Source organism: Brevibacterium linens ATCC 9172 (assembly GCF_900169165.1).
Taxonomy (GTDB): domain Bacteria; phylum Actinomycetota; class Actinomycetes; order Actinomycetales; family Brevibacteriaceae; genus Brevibacterium; species Brevibacterium linens.
Genome location: NZ_FXYY01000007.1, coordinates 116775 through 134554, shown reverse-complemented (window position 1 = coordinate 134554; position 17780 = coordinate 116775). Strand labels below are relative to the sequence as shown.

15 protein-coding genes are annotated in these 17780 nt (G+C 65.6%); 5 read left to right on the top strand and 10 right to left on the bottom strand.

The genetic code is table 11. The features are described 5' to 3' along the window. Nucleotides 1–103 precede the first annotated feature (103 nt). The 3 genes from BLIN9172_RS07850 to BLIN9172_RS07840 form a co-directional block, all read right to left on the bottom strand. Nucleotides 104–1201 (bottom strand): GlxA family transcriptional regulator, encoded by a 1098-nt coding sequence (locus BLIN9172_RS07850; RefSeq protein WP_101554548.1) that lies wholly within the window; start codon nt 1199–1201, stop codon nt 104–106. Nucleotides 1202–1245: 44 nt separating this feature from the next. Continuing rightward, nucleotides 1246–1587 (bottom strand): carboxymuconolactone decarboxylase family protein, encoded by a 342-nt coding sequence (locus BLIN9172_RS07845; RefSeq protein WP_101554588.1) that lies wholly within the window; start codon nt 1585–1587, stop codon nt 1246–1248. A gap of 176 nt (nt 1588–1763) precedes the next feature. Next, entirely contained in the window at nt 1764–3731 is a 1968-nt protein-coding gene (locus BLIN9172_RS07840) for a serine hydrolase domain-containing protein (RefSeq protein ID WP_101554547.1), read from the bottom strand. Nucleotides 3732–4072: 341 nt separating this feature from the next. Here BLIN9172_RS07840 and BLIN9172_RS07835 point away from each other — a divergent pair, with 341 nt between their 5' ends. Both BLIN9172_RS07835 and BLIN9172_RS07830 read left to right on the top strand, forming a co-directional pair. Then, on the top strand, nt 4073–4462 hold the full coding sequence (locus BLIN9172_RS07835) for a hypothetical protein (protein ID WP_145997936.1): 390 nt from the start codon (nt 4073–4075) through the stop codon (nt 4460–4462). Continuing rightward, nucleotides 4452–4913, top strand: a complete 462-nt coding sequence (locus tag BLIN9172_RS07830; protein ID WP_145997935.1) for a VOC family protein — start codon at nt 4452–4454, stop codon at nt 4911–4913. Before BLIN9172_RS07835 ends, BLIN9172_RS07830 begins: the two co-directional genes overlap by 11 nt. Nucleotides 4914–5034: 121 nt before the next feature. Here BLIN9172_RS07830 and BLIN9172_RS07825 read toward each other — a convergent pair whose 3' ends face one another. From BLIN9172_RS07825 to BLIN9172_RS07800, 6 genes are all read right to left on the bottom strand, one after another. Next, on the bottom strand, nt 5035–5655 hold the full coding sequence (locus BLIN9172_RS07825; RefSeq protein WP_101554544.1) for a response regulator: 621 nt from the start codon (nt 5653–5655) through the stop codon (nt 5035–5037). Further along, nucleotides 5652–7094, bottom strand: a complete 1443-nt coding sequence (locus BLIN9172_RS07820; protein ID WP_240812227.1) for a sensor histidine kinase — start codon at nt 7092–7094, stop codon at nt 5652–5654. The genes BLIN9172_RS07825 and BLIN9172_RS07820 overlap by 4 nt, the downstream gene beginning before the upstream one ends. 205 nt (nt 7095–7299) lie before the next feature. Then, the gene (locus tag BLIN9172_RS07815) at nt 7300–9609 is read right to left on the bottom strand and encodes an MMPL family transporter (protein WP_101554543.1); all 2310 of its coding nucleotides are present in this window, start codon (nt 9607–9609) and stop codon (nt 7300–7302) included. Between the two features lie 139 nt (nt 9610–9748). Next, nucleotides 9749–10315: an isochorismatase family protein gene (locus BLIN9172_RS07810; protein ID WP_101554542.1), complete on the bottom strand. Its 567-nt coding sequence runs from the start codon at nt 10313–10315 to the stop codon at nt 9749–9751. Between the two features lie 189 nt (nt 10316–10504). Continuing rightward, on the bottom strand, nt 10505–10981 hold the full coding sequence (locus tag BLIN9172_RS07805; protein ID WP_101554541.1) for a DoxX family protein: 477 nt from the start codon (nt 10979–10981) through the stop codon (nt 10505–10507). A 96-nt stretch (nt 10982–11077) separates the two neighbouring features. Then, a complete protein-coding gene (locus BLIN9172_RS07800) occupies nt 11078–12244 on the bottom strand; it encodes a CPBP family intramembrane glutamic endopeptidase (protein ID WP_257904160.1) in 1167 nt (388 codons plus the stop codon). A gap of 209 nt (nt 12245–12453) precedes the next feature. Between BLIN9172_RS07800 and BLIN9172_RS07795 the strand changes: the two genes are divergently transcribed. Next, nucleotides 12454–14037 carry an APC family permease gene (locus BLIN9172_RS07795; protein WP_101554540.1) on the top strand — a complete coding sequence of 528 codons (1584 nt, stop codon included), beginning with the start codon at nt 12454–12456 and terminating at the stop codon, nt 14035–14037. A gap of 857 nt (nt 14038–14894) precedes the next feature. Next, nucleotides 14895–15350, top strand: a complete 456-nt coding sequence (locus tag BLIN9172_RS18500; protein WP_240812122.1) for a putative endonuclease domain-containing protein — start codon at nt 14895–14897, stop codon at nt 15348–15350. A gap of 226 nt (nt 15351–15576) precedes the next feature. On the opposite strand, the gene BLIN9172_RS07785 is transcribed toward BLIN9172_RS18500, so the two are convergent. Further along, nucleotides 15577–16089 (bottom strand): GNAT family N-acetyltransferase, encoded by a 513-nt coding sequence (locus BLIN9172_RS07785; protein WP_240812123.1) that lies wholly within the window; start codon nt 16087–16089, stop codon nt 15577–15579. 130 nt (nt 16090–16219) lie between these two features. On the opposite strand from BLIN9172_RS07785, the gene argG reads away from it, so the two are divergent. Then, the gene (argG, locus tag BLIN9172_RS07780) at nt 16220–17641 is read left to right on the top strand and encodes an argininosuccinate synthase (protein WP_101554538.1); all 1422 of its coding nucleotides are present in this window, start codon (nt 16220–16222) and stop codon (nt 17639–17641) included. Nucleotides 17642–17780: the final 139 nt, after the last annotated feature.

Genomic DNA, 17780 nt, shown 5'->3' with positions numbered 1-17780 from the left:
CCAGGGCCGCTGACGTGTGATCCGGGTCGCTGAAATGTACCGAAAAGCGCCCAGCCCTCACCACTGGAAGCGGCCTGTACTCAGCCCTGGGAAGAGTGCCTTTTCAACCCTGAAAGGAGTGGCGGTAGTCGTTCGGGGAGGTCGAGAGGATGCGCTGGAAATGCATCCGCAGATTCGCGCCGGTTCCGAGTCCCACCTGATCAGCGATCTGTTCGATGCCCAGGTCGGAGTTCTCCAGCAGCTCCCGGGCGAGGTCGACTCGGGCTCGCAGCACCCACTGCATGGGCGTGTAGCCGGTGTCTTCGACGAAACGGCGGGAGAAGGTGCGCACGGAGACCCCGGCATTGGCGGCGAGATCGCGCAGGGTGATGGTCTCTCCGATGTGCTGCAGCGCCCATTCGCGGGTGTCGGCGAAGTCGTCGCCGAGCGGGTCGGGCACGCTGCGCGGCACGTATTGAGCTTGGCCGGCGCTGCGGTAGGCGGCGGCGACCAGGCGTCGGGCGACCTGATTGGACAGGCCGACCCCGTGGTCGCTGCGGATGAGATGGAGGCAGAGATCGATCGCCGAGGCGGCTCCGGCCGAGGTCAGCAGCTGTCCTTCGTCGATGAAGAGGACGTTCTCGTCGACCTTGATCGAGGGGAACCGTCGAGCAAGCTCTTTCGCCGTCGACCAGTGCGTGGTGGCGCGTCGCCCGACGAGCAGCCCCGTGCGCGCGAGGACGAACGTGCCGGTGGAGATCGCGGCGATCCGCGCGCCGCGTTCGAACGCCGAGAGCAGGGCCCCGATGACCGAAGCGGGCGGTTCGTCCGCCACCGCCGAGGTGGCACCCGGCAGGATGACCGTATCCGCGGTCTCCAACGCTTCGAGACCTCGATCGACGGAATAGTCGAGGCCGTCCGATCCAACCACTTTGCCTGCGGTGATGCCGCAGACCTCGACCTCATAGGGCCAGCTGCCCGCGGGCACGGTCGTCGTTCGTGCACCGGGGACGGCGGAAGCCGCCTCACCGCTCGGGTTCGGCTGGGAGCGCGGAGCCGCCTCGGTGCGGGTGCGGTCGGTGGCGGCGTTCGACTCGCGCCCGAAGACCTGGACGGGGACGCCGAGATCCATAGCAGACACCCCGTCCAACGCCAGCACGAGGATGCGGTGCGGGCGGGAACGGGGTGTTCTGCGCGGAAGGGTGCGGGGCTCGTCACTCATGATCGCCTCTCAGTTTAGCGATCAGGGCTCGTCCCGGGGCGGACTCAGTGCTCGTGGACTCCGGTGAGCTTGAAGCCCAGACGACCGTGGGTGAAGGCTCCGCCGGCGCGGATCGCCGAGGCGGTCCAGGCGGTCTCGGCCAGCTCGGTCTCCGTGGCACCGGCTTTGACGGCGGCATTCGAATGCGCATCGATGCAGTAGGCGCACTGGGTGGTCAAGCCGACGGCGTAGGCGATCAGTTCACGGTACTTCAGCGGGATCTCACGACCTTCGGAAGCGAAGACGGCGTTGTTGAACTCGCCGAAGGCCTTGAGAATGTCGGGAGTGGTCTCTTTGTAGGCCCTGTCGTACTTGCCGTCGGTCTCGCGGTCGAAGAAGTCTGACATCGTGTTGCCTCCTGTGATCGGCGTCGTTCCGTTCCACACGCTACCGATCCCGTTCTCCGGTCGCACCTGTTTCGTCATATGGTGACGCGGAATGTCTCCTGCGGCTGGATCCGCCTCGATTCCGCACGCTGTTTCGAGGCGGATCCACCCGCAGGAGGCACTCGAATCGCGTGGACTCAGTAGAGAGTGTTCTGGCCGACGAGAGGAGCCGCCTGAGTTCCTGGCAGAGGTGGTGTCTGGGGCGCGGCCGCGGAAGTCGTGGCCTCAGGAGGTGCGGCGGCGGGAGGCGCGGAATCACTCGCCGGAGGCACGGGCGCTGCCGATGCAGGGTCTCCAGATGCAGGGTCTGCAGCGGCAGGGGCTGCCGGAGCCGGGTCTGCGGGAGCCGGTGCCACCGGTGCGGCCTCTGCCGGTGCGGGCAGGGTGTCCGCAGGAACCGATTCGACGGATGTCGCGGCTGCCGCCACAGCGTCGGCCGGTGCTACGGCGGCCGGGCCGGCCTCCGCGGCCAGGGCCTCTGCGCTCTCGGCCTCGGGACTGCCGATGCTCGGGTCGGCGGAAGCGGCCGCTGTCGGTCTGGCGGAAGCAGCTGCTGTCGGCACCACAGGCGAGGCACTTTGTGCAGCATTCCGGGCAGCCGCCTCGGTGGGGGCAGGATCGGCAGGCGTCCGACCGGTGGTCGGGACCGCCTCGGCGATGGCTTCGAACATGGCCAGGGTGCCGTGCTGGGCGGCCAGGCTCACCGGCTCGGGGTCGCTCGAGAGTTTGACTCCGACGGTCTGCGTGGCGCGGTCGATGTAGAGCATCTGGCCGTGGATGCCGATGCCGATGACGACGTCTCGGCTGGCCGAAGGCAGCCAGAACTGGCTGCGGTACATGCCGCCCGGATAGGAGCGCCCCGACGGGGACGCGGCGAAGATCTTCGCCGAGTCCTCGGTACCGGTGAAGACGTCGTCGACCCATTCGGATGACAGCACCCGTTCGCCGTTGTCAGTGGTGCCGCCGCGGGCGATCATCTCGCCGAAGCGGGCGAGGTCGCGCAGGGTGGCGCTGATGGCACCGTCGGCGATCGACCCGCCCCACCGGTCCTGACAGACCTGGGCGGCATGGGCGGCGCCGATGCGCGACCACACGTATTCGCTGGCGACGATGGAGAACGGCTGCCCGGTGACCGCCTCGGCGATCCAGGCGAGCACGTCGGTCTCGCAGCTGCGGTAGACGAACGCCGATCCGTGTTCGCGGTCGCTGGTCAGCCGGCTGAGGAAATTCTTGATCCCCTTCGCCGAGGTGGCCGTCCGCGGCGCGAAATCGACCGCTTCGAACAGGGCTCGGATCTCGGAGCCCTCCTTGAGGTATTCCTCGGAGAACTTGATGCCCGAGCGCATGTCGAGCAGGTCACGGATCGTCGCTCCCACGTATCCGCTCTTGGCGAGTGCGGGCACATGCGTGGTGACGAGATCGGTCGTGCGCAGGAGTCCGGCGTCGGCGAGCGCTCCGATGACGGTGGCGACGATGGACTTGCTCACGGAGAAGAGCATGTGCTGGCGGGCCGGCTTCATCGGCCACGCGTATTCCTCGGCCAGCGCCACCCCGCCTCGGGTGACGAGCCAGGCGTCGGTGTGGGTGTTGGCCAGGACGTCGCCGACGGTGGTCCAGTCCTCGTCGATCGCCGGCCACTTCTCGCGGTCGATGGTCAGCGGGCGGAAGTCGTTGTCACCGGTCACGTATTCGCGCACAGGCCCGATGCCGCGCGGGATGCCGCCGGTCGGGAAGATCTCCTGCATGCGGGTGAGCGCGAAGGCGAAGAACTCGGGCCACTTCCAGGTGTCGAGGTCGATGCTCTCGAGCACCGCTTCCGAGGGGTCGACGATGGCGTCGTCACTCGCCGATTCGAGTTCCCCGACATGCGGGAGGGTGATATCCGGCGCCGAGGCGGTTGCGGCGTTCTCCTCCGACGGTCCGGCTGGTGCGGACCGAGGGTCGGGATTCTGGTCGGAGTTCGCGTTCGTCGATACGTCCGGCGCCGCCTCGGCGGAGGTATCTGCAGTGGTGGAAATGCCCTTGGTGTTGCCGGACAGGGCGCCGATGCGACGGTTCGGAGGGGCCGCCGGGCGGGGCGGAAGAGTCTCGTCTTCGCCTGCCATGTCACCTCCGCTGTCTCGATCCGAATGATCCTGCGCGCGCTCGGGCTGTCCCGTTGCGCAGGGAACACACTACCGGTACGAGGTGAGACTCCGTAGCCGAAAGAAGCGGGTCCGGGCGAGATCACTCGACTCACGCCGGCATCCTGAAGCCGTCACCAGCTACGATGCCACGAATCATTACCAATCAGTTATTCACCTGACAGTTGGGTTCGGAACCGGGCAGATAACCTCCTGACAGATAGCCTCGAAGTACACTGACTGTCAGAACCGCGACATCAATGCCGATTCGATGCTCAACAGAATGAGAGCTGAGTATGACGATACTCGCGCACGCATTCACCATGGTCCCCACAGATGATCTCGCCGGAGCAGTCTCCGCCCACGTGGCGGGCGGGCTCCACGTCTATTGGCGGCCCGATCCGCGGACTGCGTTGTTAGGAGTCAACGACCGCGCCTGCGTGATGGTCGAAGACGATCCGGCTGAACGTGCACTCGGGCCCGGTCCGGTGCTGCTGGTCGACGATGTGACATGGTTCGGCCTGGATGACTCTTCTTCTTGGATCATTTCGCCAGTAGTGGTGCCGGTCGGCAATTATGCCGCATTGAGCCGGGATGGAATCGTCCTCCGCTACCTCGATCTGACGAAGCTGGAGGACAGCGTTCCGCGCGCGTGGTTCGGAGACCCGCACGAGACAGCTGATTGCGAGGAGGGCAAGAGCCATGGGAAATGATGCGGGAGTTTCTGCTGTGAAGACTACGGGTTTCACGTTGCAGGTCTACGTGCCGACCGACGAGACCGCCGCAGCGCGATCGTTCTACAGCTCGCTGTTCGGTCGCGATCCGAAGTTCGAGCCGCACGACGACTTCTTCGAATGGGCTCCGATCCCCGGTCAAGAATGCTGGTTTCAGGTGTCAGGGAAGGACCCAGCATCCCCATTGCTCAACCGAGTCCGCTTTCGCGTTCTCGATCTGGCCGAGGCGTTGTCGTTTCTCGATTCCTCCGGGATAGAACGGTCCGAACCGTCACAGCTGCCTGGTGTCGTCGCTTTTGTTGACTTCACAGATCCTTGGGACAACCGACTCGGCTACTACCAAGACCTGGTGCCGAGTGGGCAGCAACAGGAGTACAGAGGCACCTCGGTCAAGGATGAAGCGCAGTTCACCCGGTTCGCGAACGAGTAAGCGAGCTCGGCCGGCGCGTGAGAATCGCCGAGAAACGGGCTGAGTGTCGAGAAACGCATGTGCACACCCGTTTTTCGACACTCAGCCCGTTTCTCGGCGGAGACCGCGAGAGGCGCGGCCTCTACACCAGCCCCTGGTCCTCGGCGACGCGGATGGCGCGGGCACGGGAATCCACGCCGAGCTTCGTGAACACATTGACGAGGTGACTCTTCACCGTCGCCTCGGTGACGAAGAGCTCCTGAGCGATCTGCGCGTTCGACGCTCCCGTGGCCAGCAGTTTCACGACGTCACGCTCACGCCGGGTGAGTTTCGGGCTGGGATTGCGCATCGCGGCGAAGACCTTCGACGAGATCTCCGGAGGCATATAGGTCTCCCCCTTCGCCGCCTTCTCGATCGCCGTCGAGATGTCCCCCGGGTCGATGTCCTTGAGCAGGTACCCCGAGGCCCCGGCGTTGATCGCGGCGATGATCTCCGAGTCGAGGTCGAAGGTGGTGAGGATGAGCACCGCCGGCGGGTTCGACTTCGCGCGCAGCCGCTTCGTCACCTCGATGCCGTCGATCCCCTCCCCCAGCCGCAGGTCGCACAGGACGACGTCGGGGTCGAGTTCGTCGACGATCATCAGCGCTTCCTCTCCGCTGCCGGCCTCGCCGATCACAGCGATGTGGTCCGGTGCGTCGATGACGGACTTCAGACCGGCCCGCACGACCGGGTGGTCGTCGACGAGGATGACTCGAATGCTCATGCGTTCTCTCCTGTGTCCGTGTTATCGCCTGCGCTGCCACCCTCGCCGTGGCGGCCCGACTCATCCGTGCCCGACCCGTCCGTGCCTGTGCCCTCACCCTCGCCGAGGCGGCGGTCCGAATCCGCGTCCGTGCCCTCGACGGCGGGGTTGAGCCCCGCACCCCGAGTGTGCAGCTGGGATTGGCCGGGCAGGGTCGCCGAGATCGCGAACCCGGAGCCCGGGCTCGATTCGATGACGAGTTCCCCGCCGAGTTCGCGCATCCTCGAGCCGATGAAGTCGAGGCCGAATCCTGAATCCGGGTTCCGCTGTCGGTTGTGCGGATCGGCCATTCCGACCCCGTCGTCGACGATGTCCATTCTGATCGCCCCGTCGAGGTCCATGAGGCTGACCATCACTCGTGTGGCCTGCGAATGCTGGCGAACGTTGGCCAGAGCCGATTGCGCGGTGCGCAGCAGCGCCACCTCCACCTCGGCGGACAGGGTCGGCAGGGTCTCGTCGACGTCGAGGCGGCCCGTGATCGAGCTGTCCTCCTCCAGCCTGGCGAGCAGCCGCCGGATCGCCGCGGTCAGCGCACCGTCCTCCAGTTCGGCCGGGGCAAGTGCGGCGATGATGCGGCGGACGTCGCGGGAGCTCTGCGCGGCGAGGCCCTCGACTTGGGCGAGGACCTGCCCCGCGTGGTCATCGGTGGTGCGCTCCGCCTCGGCGTGGGCGATGAGGCGGATCGACGAGATCGACTGCGCGATCGTGTCGTGGATGTCGCGGGAGACACGGGTGCGCTCCTGGATCTCGCCGGCATGCCGCTGAGTCAGGGCGAGTTCGTCCTGGAGGTCGAGCAGGTTCTGGTGGGCGAGTTCGAGGGAGCGCAGCAGCTCCTCTCGGCGACGACCTTCACGGAGGAGTTCGATGTAGCCGCGGGAGAGCCCGAGGGCGAAAACGGCACCGATGAGTGAGCCGATGATGCTCGGCGGGAGCACCTGACCATAGTGGGCCAGCGGCGCGACGATGGTCGCGATATAGGTCAGGGCAGTGAAGACGATGGCGATTCGCAGGGAGAAGAGGTGGCCGGCGAGCAGCCAGAGGAGGAAGGCGACCCAGATGAACTCGGCGGAGACGAGCAGGGTGCACAGCCACGCGGCGGCGAGGACGATGAGCCACCATTTCGCCAGCACCAGCGCACCGGTTCGGGCGGCGCGGACCGCGCCCAGGGCGTACCAGGCGAGGAAGACGATGCTCACTGCGATCGCGGCGAGCATCGGAGCGCCGGTGGTGATCGCGCGGATGCAGGAGATGAGCATGAGGACGAGCGCGATGGCATGCTGGCCGATCTCCATCGTGCGTTCCGTCCATTTGCGTGCGCCCACGCTGCCGCCTTCCTGCAGATCCGCCTCGTAGGCGTTGGTGCCGAGGCGATGCTGTTGCGTACGTTGTTCCGTACTCACGATTCTCTCTGCCAACTCAACCACATCCCGGTGGCGAAGTCGTGTGAATGCCCGCGGTCGGTGGCACGCCGGGCGACGAAGTGGTGCGAAGGCCGGGCCTCCGCCGGCGGTGCGGCTCAGGCGAGCCGGGCCCGGGCGATGAGTCTCCCCGCCACCCGGGCCCGGCAAGTCACATTGACATGTGATCGAGGCTCGGCCCGCGAGCTCAGTGCCGACCGTGGTGTGAGCCGGAACCACTGTTTACGTGCTCCTGCTCGGCGAGCAGGTGGGTCGGCACCGAGTCGACGGCGGAATCGTCGGCGTCGTCCGCCTGACCGGAACCGGCAGCGCGGACAGCGCCACCGGTCCCACCACCAACACCACCCTCATCGAAATGAGTGATCACCTTGTTCGGCCACCACATCTTGTCGCCCACGAGTCCGAAGATCGAGGGCACGATGACGGTGCGGACGATGATCGTGTCGACGAGCACGCCGACTCCGACGATGAGGCCGAGCTGGCCGAGGACCATCAGCGGCAGCATGCCCAGTGTCGCGAACACTCCGGCCAGGACGATGCCGGCGCTGGTGATGACTCCACCGGTGTGGGCGACGGCTTCGACCATTCCCTGGCGTCCGCCGTGGAGGACGGACTCCTTCTTCGCGCGGTGGGCGAGGAAGATCGAGTAGTCGATGCCGAGCGCCACGAGGAATAGGAACGCGAGGATCGGCACCTGAGCATCGAGGGCGGACTGGCCGAAGATCGTCCGTGACAGGAATGCTCCGAGTCCGATCGCCGCGGCCGAGGACACCACGTTGACGAGCAGCAGAGTGAACGCTGCGATCGGTGCGCGGAGGATGCCGAGCAGGATGATGAAGCTGATCGCCAGCACCATCGGGACGATCGTGACGAAGTCCGTCCGGTTGCCGTCGCGGGCGTCGAGCTCCGTGGCCGCGGCCCCTCCTACCTGGGCGTTCGCTCCGTCAATGGCGTGGACGTCGCTGCGGATGTCCTCGACGAGCTCGAGTCCCTTCGCGCTGTCGGGTTCGAGCTCTCCGGTGACCATGATCTTCGTGACTGAGGTGCCGTCGATTGTCGTGTCCTCGATCGCCGAGGCGCGCACGACGCCGTCCATATCGCTGACCGTATCGACGACGTCATCGGCATGGTCGGTATCGGCGACGATCCAGATCGGCTGGGATTCCCCGGGCGGGAAATGGTCGGCGAGGACGTCGAGTCCCTGCGCCGATTCGGACTGGACCCGGAGCTTCTCGGTCTGATCGAGACCGATCGACGACCCGATGAAACCGGTGGCCATGACACCGAGGATGACGATCCCGGCGCCGAGGTGGAGCCCCGGTTTGCGCACCACCCGAGTGGCGATCGTGCGCCAGATCGAAGGTTTGGCCGCACTCGCAGGTGCGGTGGCACGGGTGGCGGCGGCCGCCTCGGCGGGGGTGAGCTCTTCATCCGCTGCCCGTTCGACCTTGGGGATGAACGGCCAGAACATCGTCTTGCCGCAGATCGCGAGCACGGGCGGCAGCGCGAAGAGGACCGCGGCTGCGGAGATGAGCAGGCCCACTGCCGCGGTGATGCCCAGACCGCGGGTGCCGGGGATGGTCGCGAACACGAGGCTGAGCAGGGACAGCACGACGGTGAGATTCGAGGCGAGGATCGTCGTGGCGGTGTGGGTCCACGCCTCGGCTAGGGCGGTGCGGTGGTCGGTGAAGCGGCGCAGCTCCTCGCGGTAGCGGGAGATGAACAGCAGCGCGTAGTTCGCGCCGGCGCCGAAGACGAGAACGCTGATGATGCCCGCATCGAACTGCAGGTCGAGCCAGTCGCCGACGGCCGCGGTCACGGTCGAGGCGAGTCCGTCGGCGGTGCCGATGACGATGAGCGGCAGCAGCCACAGGACCGGCGAACGGTAGGTGATGATGAGCAGCAGCGCGACGATGACGATGGTGACGATGAGCAGCGTGAAGTCCGCACCGTTGAACGCCGAGGCGATATCGGCGCCGATCGCGGGACCGCCGGTGACCAGCAGAGACATGCCGTCGCCGGTGAGCGACTGGGCGGTCGGGTCATCGGCGATGGCGGTGCGCAGATCGTCGACGGTCTCGGCGGTGTCGGAGTTCGTCAGGCCCACCGTGATGGGCACCATGAGCAGCGCGGCCTGTCTGTCGTCGCTGAGGATCGGCCCGGTCACGGCCGCAGTGGATTCATCGCCGCCGGAATCGCCGAGCGAGCCGCCGAGCTTCTCCAGCTCGGCCTGGTCGTCGGCGGAGAGCTCGGATCCGTCCTCGTTCGACGCCACGACCATGACGGACTGTTTGTCCGCCTCGGGGAATTTGTCGAGGATTGTCTGTGCCTGAGTCGATTCGGAGTCGGCCGGCGCGGTTTCCGTGGGCCGGTCCTCCCCTGCCCCGGACAGAAGTCCGAAGAGCAGAGCGACGAGCACGACGATCCCGCCGAGGACGAGCCACGAACCGCGCTTCGATGTCAGCGTATGTGCGGTTTTCGCCAGTGGTGAGTTCATGACTCCAGTCCATCAATCTCAGGAGTCACACACATCGCCGAAGAGTTCGGATTCGGTCTGCAACTTTCGATGGAGGAAGCGCGCTGACCTGGGGTGATGCTTGCGGCTGAGGTTACGGCAGGGGTGGAGAGTCAGCGGCTCAGGCGAGCTCGACCCCTGCCTTTTCGACCTCCGCGAGTGCCGCCGTGCTCGAGTCTCCCCCGACACCCGCAATGAAGTCGGTGAGCACGCGGACCCTCAGCCCCACGCTCAGCGCGTCGAGGGCGGAAGCGCGTACGCAATGGTCGGTGGCGATGCCGACGACGTCCACCTCGGTGATGGTGAGTTCGGTGAGAAGCTCGCCGAGGCGGCTCCCCGTGTCCGTGATCCCCTGGAACGCCGAATAGTCGGGTTTGCCCTGCCCCTTGCGGACCTCGTGGGTGATGGCCGCGGTGTCGAGCAGCGGGTCGAAGGCCGCACCATCGGTGCCGGCGACGCAGTGGACGGGCCAACTGTCGACGAAGTCCGGAGTGTCGCTGAAGTGGCCGCCGTTGTCATTGTCGGCATCATGCCAGTCGCGGGAGGCGATGACGGCGTCATAGTCGCCGGCATGCGCGGCGAGGTGAGCGGTGATGCCTTCGGCGACGGTGTCGCCGCCGGTCACGCCGAGCGCGCCGCCTTCGGTGAAATCATTCTGGACATCGACGATGAGAAGTGCCTTGGCCATGCCTCGAGCATAGGCGTTTCCCGGCCGATTTCCAGGGGTGCGTTGGATTCGGTTGAAGGCTGGTGCGACTGGTGGTGGGCGCGTCAGGCGATGGGGCGAACGCCGAGATGCGGACGATCTGTGCTGAAATTCACCGGGTTTGCCCGCACGGCTCGTCCGCAACTTCGAGCGCACAGACCATCACTGACCTCAGGCCTGCTTGAGGGCGCGCTTCTCGGCCTTCTTCGCTGCCTTCCTCGCGGCCTTCTCGATGGCCTTGCTGTTGTCGCCGTCTCCGGCAATGAGGAGCAGTCCGCCGAGGGCCGCGAGGTTCTTCGAGAACTGGGTCTGGTGGGCCTTCGCGTCGCCGCCTTCCATCTCCCAGAAGGAGTGTCCGGCCAGAGTGGTCGGGATGAGGGAGCCTGCGAGCGCCAGTGCCGAGAGTCGCGGCTTGATGCCGAGCAGCAGGGTGGCACCGGCGAGGATCTGCACGCCGCCGTTGATGCGCACGAGCAGCTCATTGTCGTCGGGAAGTCCGGGCACGTATTCGCGGATGGAATCGAGAGTCGACTCAGCCATCGCCGCCTTGCCCGCGGGATCCTTCACAGCCGAGAGTCCCCCGGTGATGAAGATCGGTGCGGTGAGCATACGTCCTGCCGTCTGCAGCAGCGATGGGCCAAAAATCACAAGAGGCTCCTTAGGTCTATGGGGTTTTGAGCCTAACGGACGCCGGGGCCGTGCCTCAATTTCGAGGCCGGCCCAGGCGTCATATTTCGATGGTGATCAGACGGCCTGCCGGTGATCTGGTGCGGCGGGGGCGGCCTTCTTGATTCCCAGCTCCGGTTGCTTCCGGAACTGCCCCGTCAGAACGAGTGTGGCGATGACGACGGCAGAGACGATCCATCCGGAGATCCCGAGGAGGGTGAAGAGCGCCGGGTCCGGAGTCGACGCACCGGAGTCCATGAGCAGCCCCAGGAGCATCGCGTTGGACCCGTTGAGTGCCGCGTGAGCGAAGACCGCCGGCCAGACGGATCCGGTGCGCAGGCGCAACCAGCCGAAGAGGATGCCGACCATGATGCAGCCGCCGACCATGAGTCCCAGGCCGGTGATGTCGGGGCGGTTGAAGTTGTAGCCGAGCAGGATGAGCGGTGCGTGCCACAGACCCCAGACGACACCGACGATGAGCAGAGCCGGCCAGGCGCCCAGGGGGCGGAGGCTGGTGAGCAGCCATCCTCTCCAGCCGAATTCCTCACCGATCGTGACGAAGCAATTGGATATCGAGCCTGCGAGCATGAGCAGCAGATAACCGAGGATAGCGACCGCAATCGGCACCGACTCCATACCCGGGAGTGTGGCCAATTGTTCCTTGAACGCGGACAGCCCGGTGAGGTCGAGCGTGAGCCAACCGAACGCAGCGCTGACCAGATAGCCGAGGACGACGAGAACCATGATGCCGAAGAAGGCCGCGACGGTCACCCCGATGACTCGACCGAAGGGACGCAACGGCCAGAAGCCGAAGTAGCGCGGAGCGCTGGCCAAGACCTCTCCCCTGGCACGGGCACGGCGGCGCTGGACGATGGAGGCGATGATGCTGGCGACCAGAGGTGTGAACATCATGAGTCCGCCGAAGACCGTCACGGCGAGCGGGTCGTTGATGCCCTCGCCCGAAGTCCACAGCGGCAGGCAGGCCAGCCACGCGAGGCCGAAGGCAATGACGGCGAAGACTCCGATCTCGAGCCACGGCACCCGGGAAGGCACGACGGCGAGTGGGCGCCCTTTCGCGTCGACCTCCTCGGTGGGGGCGTGCGATCCATTCATCGCCGAGGCGACAGGACCGGGAATGGAATCCGTCGTTCCGGGCGGGTGGGGTGGGACAGCGGGCTGAGGTGATGGCTCGGTCGGTCCGGTCGCCTCGGCGAATCCGGTTTGACTGTGCGTCTGCGTGTTCACGGTTCCTCCTCGTTCCTGCATCGGGCCCACCGGTTCGACGGTGGTCCGTGCTTGTGATTCCACGCTATGACTCGCGGTGGCCCGGCACCTCCGCCGTGAGGCGGAAATCGCGATCAGCCGCTCGGACGAGAACGCTTCCGCAGGCGAGAATCGGAGATACGATGCGAACAGTACGGAATCAACGACGATTCGAATGAAGGAACTGCATCATGTCCGATCTCCCCTCGAAGGCCCACCATCCCGCGGGCGCTCACACCTCCGCCGGCAATCGTGCCGATGGCCATCTCTCCGATTCCGATCACCTCGCCGTCCTCGGCTACGGTGACTCGTTCGAGCGGTCGATGAGCCCGTGGGCGAACTTCGCTCTCGGCTTCACCTATCTCTCACCGCTCGTCGGCGTCTATTCGCTGCTGGCCGTCGCACTGTCGACCGGTGGTCCGCCCTCGATCTGGTGGATCGTCATCGTTGCCTGCGGGCAGCTGCTCGTCGCCCTCGTCTTCGGGGAGGTCGTCTCCCAATTCCCCATCGCCGGTGGAATCTACCCATGGGCGAGGCGGCTGTGGAGCAAACGGTATGCGTGGATGGCCGCCTGGATCTACATCTGCGCACTCATCGTCACGATCACCTCGGTGGCGGAGTTCGGGGCTGGGTTCCTCGCAAGCCTCTTCGGCCTCGATCTCAGCCGCAACTCCACTCTGTTCCTCGGCCTTGGACTCCTCGTCCTCGCCTTGGCGATCAACTTCTCGGGCACGAAATGGTTGGCCCGCATCGCGCGCATCGGCCTCTTCGCCGAACTCATCGGCGTCATCGGGCTCGGCCTGTTCCTGCTCATCTTCGAACGCAAGCACAGCTTCTCCGTCTTCTTCGACACCATGGGCACCGCCGGTGACGGCAGCTACCTGCCCGTCTTCATGGGAGCCGCAGTTGCTGGGCTCTTCCTCTTCTACGGTTTCGAGGCTTGTGGTGACGTTGCCGAGGAGGTGTCGAATCCGGCCCGCGGCATTCCGAAGGCGATGCTCATGACGATCTTCGTCGGGGCGATCTCTGCGCTGTTCTCCTTCGGCGGGTATGTGCTCGCGGCACCGAATCTCGAGGAGATCGTCGCCGGCGAGGTCGCCGACCCGATTCCCGCGATCCTCGCCGGCAGTCTCGGCGATGTCGGTGCGAAGATCTTCCTGCTGGTTGCGATCCTCGCGTTCATCTCGTGTGTGCTCAGCCTGCAGGCCGCCGCATCGAGACTGATCTTCAGCTTCGCCCGCGACGGAATGATGCCCGGGCACACGTGGCTGTCGAAGGTCACCGACGGAACGAAGATCCCACACAACGCCCTCATCGTCGCCTGCACCGCACCCGCTCTGATCTGCGTGCTCATCTGGTTCAACGACGGAATCCTCGTCGCCGTGACCTCGTTCGCGATCCTCGGCATCTACCTCGCCTTCCAGATGGTCGTCCTCGGGGCGCTGCGTCAGCGTTTGCGCGGGTGGAAACCGGCGGGGCCGTGGTCGCTGGGAGGCTGGGGCGTCGTCGTCAACATCGCGGCCTTGGCCTACGGCATCTTCGCGATGGTCCTGCTCTCGCTTCCCGGCGACTCCGGATCGTTCTTCGCCGACTGGATCGTGCTCATCGGTCTGGCCGTCGTGCTTGTCGCCGGATTCATCTACCTGTTCACGGCACGTCCGGATCGGAAGTCCGACGCTCCCGAAGGTGACGCCATCGCCGTCGCCGAGGCGATCCGCGCCCACCGCGCGAAGCTGAAACTCGCGCGGGCAGGGCGCGGCCGCTTCCCCGAATAGTGGTCACAAACGGACACTGTGCTCGAATTCAGGTCACCATCGGATACTTTCTGGCTCGATAAATGTCCGATGGTGACCTAATTCTCTAGCCCGGAAGTCCGATGGTGACCACTATTTCGCGCACACCCTATGCCGCCGTGACTACGCGTCTCGCTGAGTCCACTCGCACACACACTCCTGTGCAGAGTTTCGTTCGAGCCGTCGCCGGGACACCCGAAGCTTCTCCCGGGCGCGCTGACATCGCCTGAGGTCACCCCCAGCTCCGCCCTCGACCGGTTGTGGACAAATGGCCTGACTCAGGCGCATACGGGCTGTGGATGCAGTACGGTTGCCCACAGCCGCCTCAGGCAGGTCTTCCCACACGCTGAGTCCAAGTAGACGATCTGTGCATGAAACATCCACTGATCTACGCACACTATCCGGCAGTTCTCTCGGTCTCGGAGGCGCGAGCACGGGGAGCTTCCGACTACGAGATCCGGGCCGGGCGCGGGCTTCCCCCGGCTTCTTGGGGGCTCCGTTTCGATGACTCGGCTTCCACCGAGTATCCGGTTCCGACGTGGGCAGATGACGCGTGGCTCGATGAGGCGAGACTGCTCAGGGCACTCGTCCACAGACACCCGGGAGTCGTAGCCTGCAGAGAGACTGCCGCGCGTTTGTATGGATGGCCATTGCCGCGATCACTCAGACGAAACGATCTTCACCTGGGGACATCGGACACCAATAAGCGCATTCGCAGAAGAGGCGTCGTTCTGCACCGAATGAGAATGCTCAGATCGATCTCATGGCTGGGCCTGCCGACCTTGAGTCCTTTGCAGGTATTCAGTCAGTTTGCTTCCGTCTGCTCCGTGGAGTCGCTGGTGAAGATCGGAGACGCGGCGATCGGCGACTGGAAGAGCCCACCGCAATTCACACTGCCGTCTCTGGTCGAGCACGTCGCCGAGACGAGGCACCTCAGGGCCAGATCGAAGCTCAAGGCCGCTGTTGAACTCATTCGGGAAGATGTCGACTCGCCGATGGAGACCGACCTCCGCCTGTGGGCCGTGTCCCGAGGCCTTCCGGAACCTGCCGTCCACCCCGCCGTCTACTGCCCGACGATCGACCGGACCCTGCATCCCGACCTCGGCTACCTGAAGGAGAAACTCGCATTGGAGTACGAGGGAGACTTTCACAGGACATCAGAGGGACAGTGGGCCGCTGATATCGACCGAGTCAACGCACTGAAAGCCGCCGGCTGGACGGTATTGCGAGTAACGAAGTCGACCAATCGCCGTCAGCTTGAACGCGACATCCGCCGACATCTCGGACTGCAGTGAAAAATGTAGGTCAGCATCGGACATTTCTGGCGTCGAAAAGTGTCCGATGTTGACCTAAGTTCTGCCGCTAGTGTCCGATGCTGACCTATATCCACGCGCAAATATCCGATTGCGACCTGCTGTTTCGGGTGAAGCCAGCTTCGTGGGCAGATACCGCGAGCGGAGGTACCAAGCTGGCAGCAGAACGGATAGCGGCCGCCAGCACCGTCGCGCCGCCTGCTCTGCCTCAGACCCCGAACTCTGGCGCGAAGGCCAAGGCACCCGCAGGCACCTCGCCGGCCAACGGCATCGCCATGAGCGCGTCGCCTGGAACGTCGACGTGCAGGGTGATGCCGAAGCCCGAGGCCGGGGTGAACCCGAAGCGCGGGTAGTACTCGGCATGGCCGAGGACCACGGCGAATGCCTCACCCCTGCGGGCAGCCTCGGCCAGCAGCGCCTCGATGACGGCGGTGCCGACACCGGTGCGCTGGTGCTCGGGCCACACGGAACAGGGGGCAAGGCAGACCCCGGGAACGTCGCCGACAAAGCACCGGGAGAGCATGGCGTGGGCGATGACTTCCTCGTCGAGGACGCCGACGAACGACAGACCCTCGAGCCCATTGCCGGATGCGCGGAGGGCGTCGACGAGCTCGGCTTCGTCGACCTGACCGAAGGCAGCCGCGGTCAGCGCGTGAATCGCGTCGATGTCGCCGCGCGCCTCGGCGCGGACGGAGAACTGAGGCGCGGGAGGATTCGTCACCTGTTCACGATAGCAATCGGCGGGGCCGCCTCGGCGAGATTCCATCGCCTCACCCACCCCAACCACATAAAAATACATTCCGTTGCATAACAATTCGACATTCGGCGGGGAATGCCGTTACGCTGGTGCCATGTCGAAAGTACTGTCTTCGCTCCCGGTCGGTGAGCACGTTGGAATCGCCTTCTCCGGCGGACTGGACACCTCCTGCGCGGTCGCGTGGATGCGCCACAAGGGTGCCATCCCGTGCACGTACACGGCCGATATCGGCCAGTACGATGAGCCCGACCTGGAGTCGGTGACCGAGCGTGCCAAGGAATACGGTGCCGAAATCGCCCGCTTCGTCGACGCCAAGCGCCTGCTCGTCGAAGAGGGCTTCGTCGCTCTCCAGTGCGGTGCGTTCAACGTCCGCTCCGGCGGCAAGACCTATTTCAACACCACCCCGCTGGGCCGCGCCGTCACCGGAACCATGCTGGTCCGCGCCATGAAGGAAGACGGCGTCGACATCTGGGGCGACGGCTCGACCTACAAGGGCAACGACATCGAGCGGTTCTACCGGTACGGCCTCATGGCCAACCCGAAGCTGCGCATCTACAAGCCCTGGCTCGACTCGGAGTTCGTCGACGAGCTCGGCGGCCGACAGGAGATGAGCGAATGGCTCGTCGAACACGGCTACCCCTACCGGGACTCGGCCGAGAAGGCCTACTCGACGGATGCGAACATCTGGGGCGCCACACACGAGGCGAAGACCCTCGAGTTCCTCGACGCCGGACTCGACATCGTCGAGCCGATCATGGGCGTCGCCGCCTGGCGCGATGACGTCGAGGTCAAATCGGAAGAGGTCTCCGTCCGCTTCGAGGCCGGCCGCCCCGTCGCCATCAACGGCGAAGAATTCGTCGACCCCGTTGCCCTGGTCTTCAAGGCCAACGAGATCGGCGGCCGCCACGGACTCGGCGTGTCCGACCAGATCGAGAACCGCATCATCGAGGCGAAGTCCCGCGGCATCTACGAGGCTCCCGGCATGGCCCTGCTGCACGTGACGTACGAGCGTCTGCTCAACGCCATCCACAACGAGGACACCATCGCCCTCTACCACGAAGAGGGCCGCCGCCTCGGTCGCCGGATGTATGAGGGACGCTGGCTCGACCCGCAGTCGCTCATGCTGCGTGAGTCCATGCAGCGGTGGGTCGCCTCGGCGATCACCGGCGAGGTCACCCTGCGCCTGCGCCGCGGCGACGACTACACGATCGTCAACACCGAGGGCCCGAACCTGTCCTACCACCCGGAGAAGCTGTCGATGGAGCGCGTGGGCGATGCCGCCTTCGGCCCCGAGGACCGCATCGGCCAGATGACCATGCGCAACCTCGACATCGCCGACTCGCGCGCGCGTCTCGAGCAGTACGCGGCCATGGGCATCGTGTCCGGGCCGACCTCGGAGCTCGTGGGCTCACTGGAGGCCGGCGGCGCCGAGGAGATCGCGAACTCCACCGTCGACGTCGACGAGGCCAGCGACCGCGCAGGCCTTTCCGCCGCCTTCGACGCGGGAACGGACTGAGGTCACGCGCCCGACGCCGGCTTCGGTCGGGCTGAACCCCGTCCGTGCCGGATAGCGAAAGACTTCCGGAGACACTGCGCAGCATGAGACTCGCGGCCTCCGGTTGAGAACAGAGAACGGCCGGCAGGCGCACTCCCCG

Coding starts and splice junctions, on each gene's coding strand:
- BLIN9172_RS07840 (WP_101554547.1), bottom strand. CDS start 3,731: ATGGCAGGCGAAGACGAGACTCTTCCGCCCCGCCCGGCGGCCCCTCCG.
- BLIN9172_RS07795 (WP_101554540.1), top strand. CDS start 12,454: ATGTCCGATCTCCCCTCGAAGGCCCACCATCCCGCGGGCGCTCACACC.
- BLIN9172_RS07830 (WP_145997935.1), top strand. CDS start 4,452: ATGGGAAATGATGCGGGAGTTTCTGCTGTGAAGACTACGGGTTTCACG.
- BLIN9172_RS07845 (WP_101554588.1), bottom strand. CDS start 1,587: ATGTCAGACTTCTTCGACCGCGAGACCGACGGCAAGTACGACAGGGCC.
- BLIN9172_RS07825 (WP_101554544.1), bottom strand. CDS start 5,655: ATGAGCATTCGAGTCATCCTCGTCGACGACCACCCGGTCGTGCGGGCC.
- BLIN9172_RS07810 (WP_101554542.1), bottom strand. CDS start 10,315: ATGGCCAAGGCACTTCTCATCGTCGATGTCCAGAATGATTTCACCGAA.
- BLIN9172_RS07835 (WP_145997936.1), top strand. CDS start 4,073: ATGGTCCCCACAGATGATCTCGCCGGAGCAGTCTCCGCCCACGTGGCG.
- argG (WP_101554538.1), top strand. CDS start 16,220: ATGTCGAAAGTACTGTCTTCGCTCCCGGTCGGTGAGCACGTTGGAATC.
- BLIN9172_RS07850 (WP_101554548.1), bottom strand. CDS start 1,201: ATGAGTGACGAGCCCCGCACCCTTCCGCGCAGAACACCCCGTTCCCGC.
- BLIN9172_RS07815 (WP_101554543.1), bottom strand. CDS start 9,609: ATGAACTCACCACTGGCGAAAACCGCACATACGCTGACATCGAAGCGC.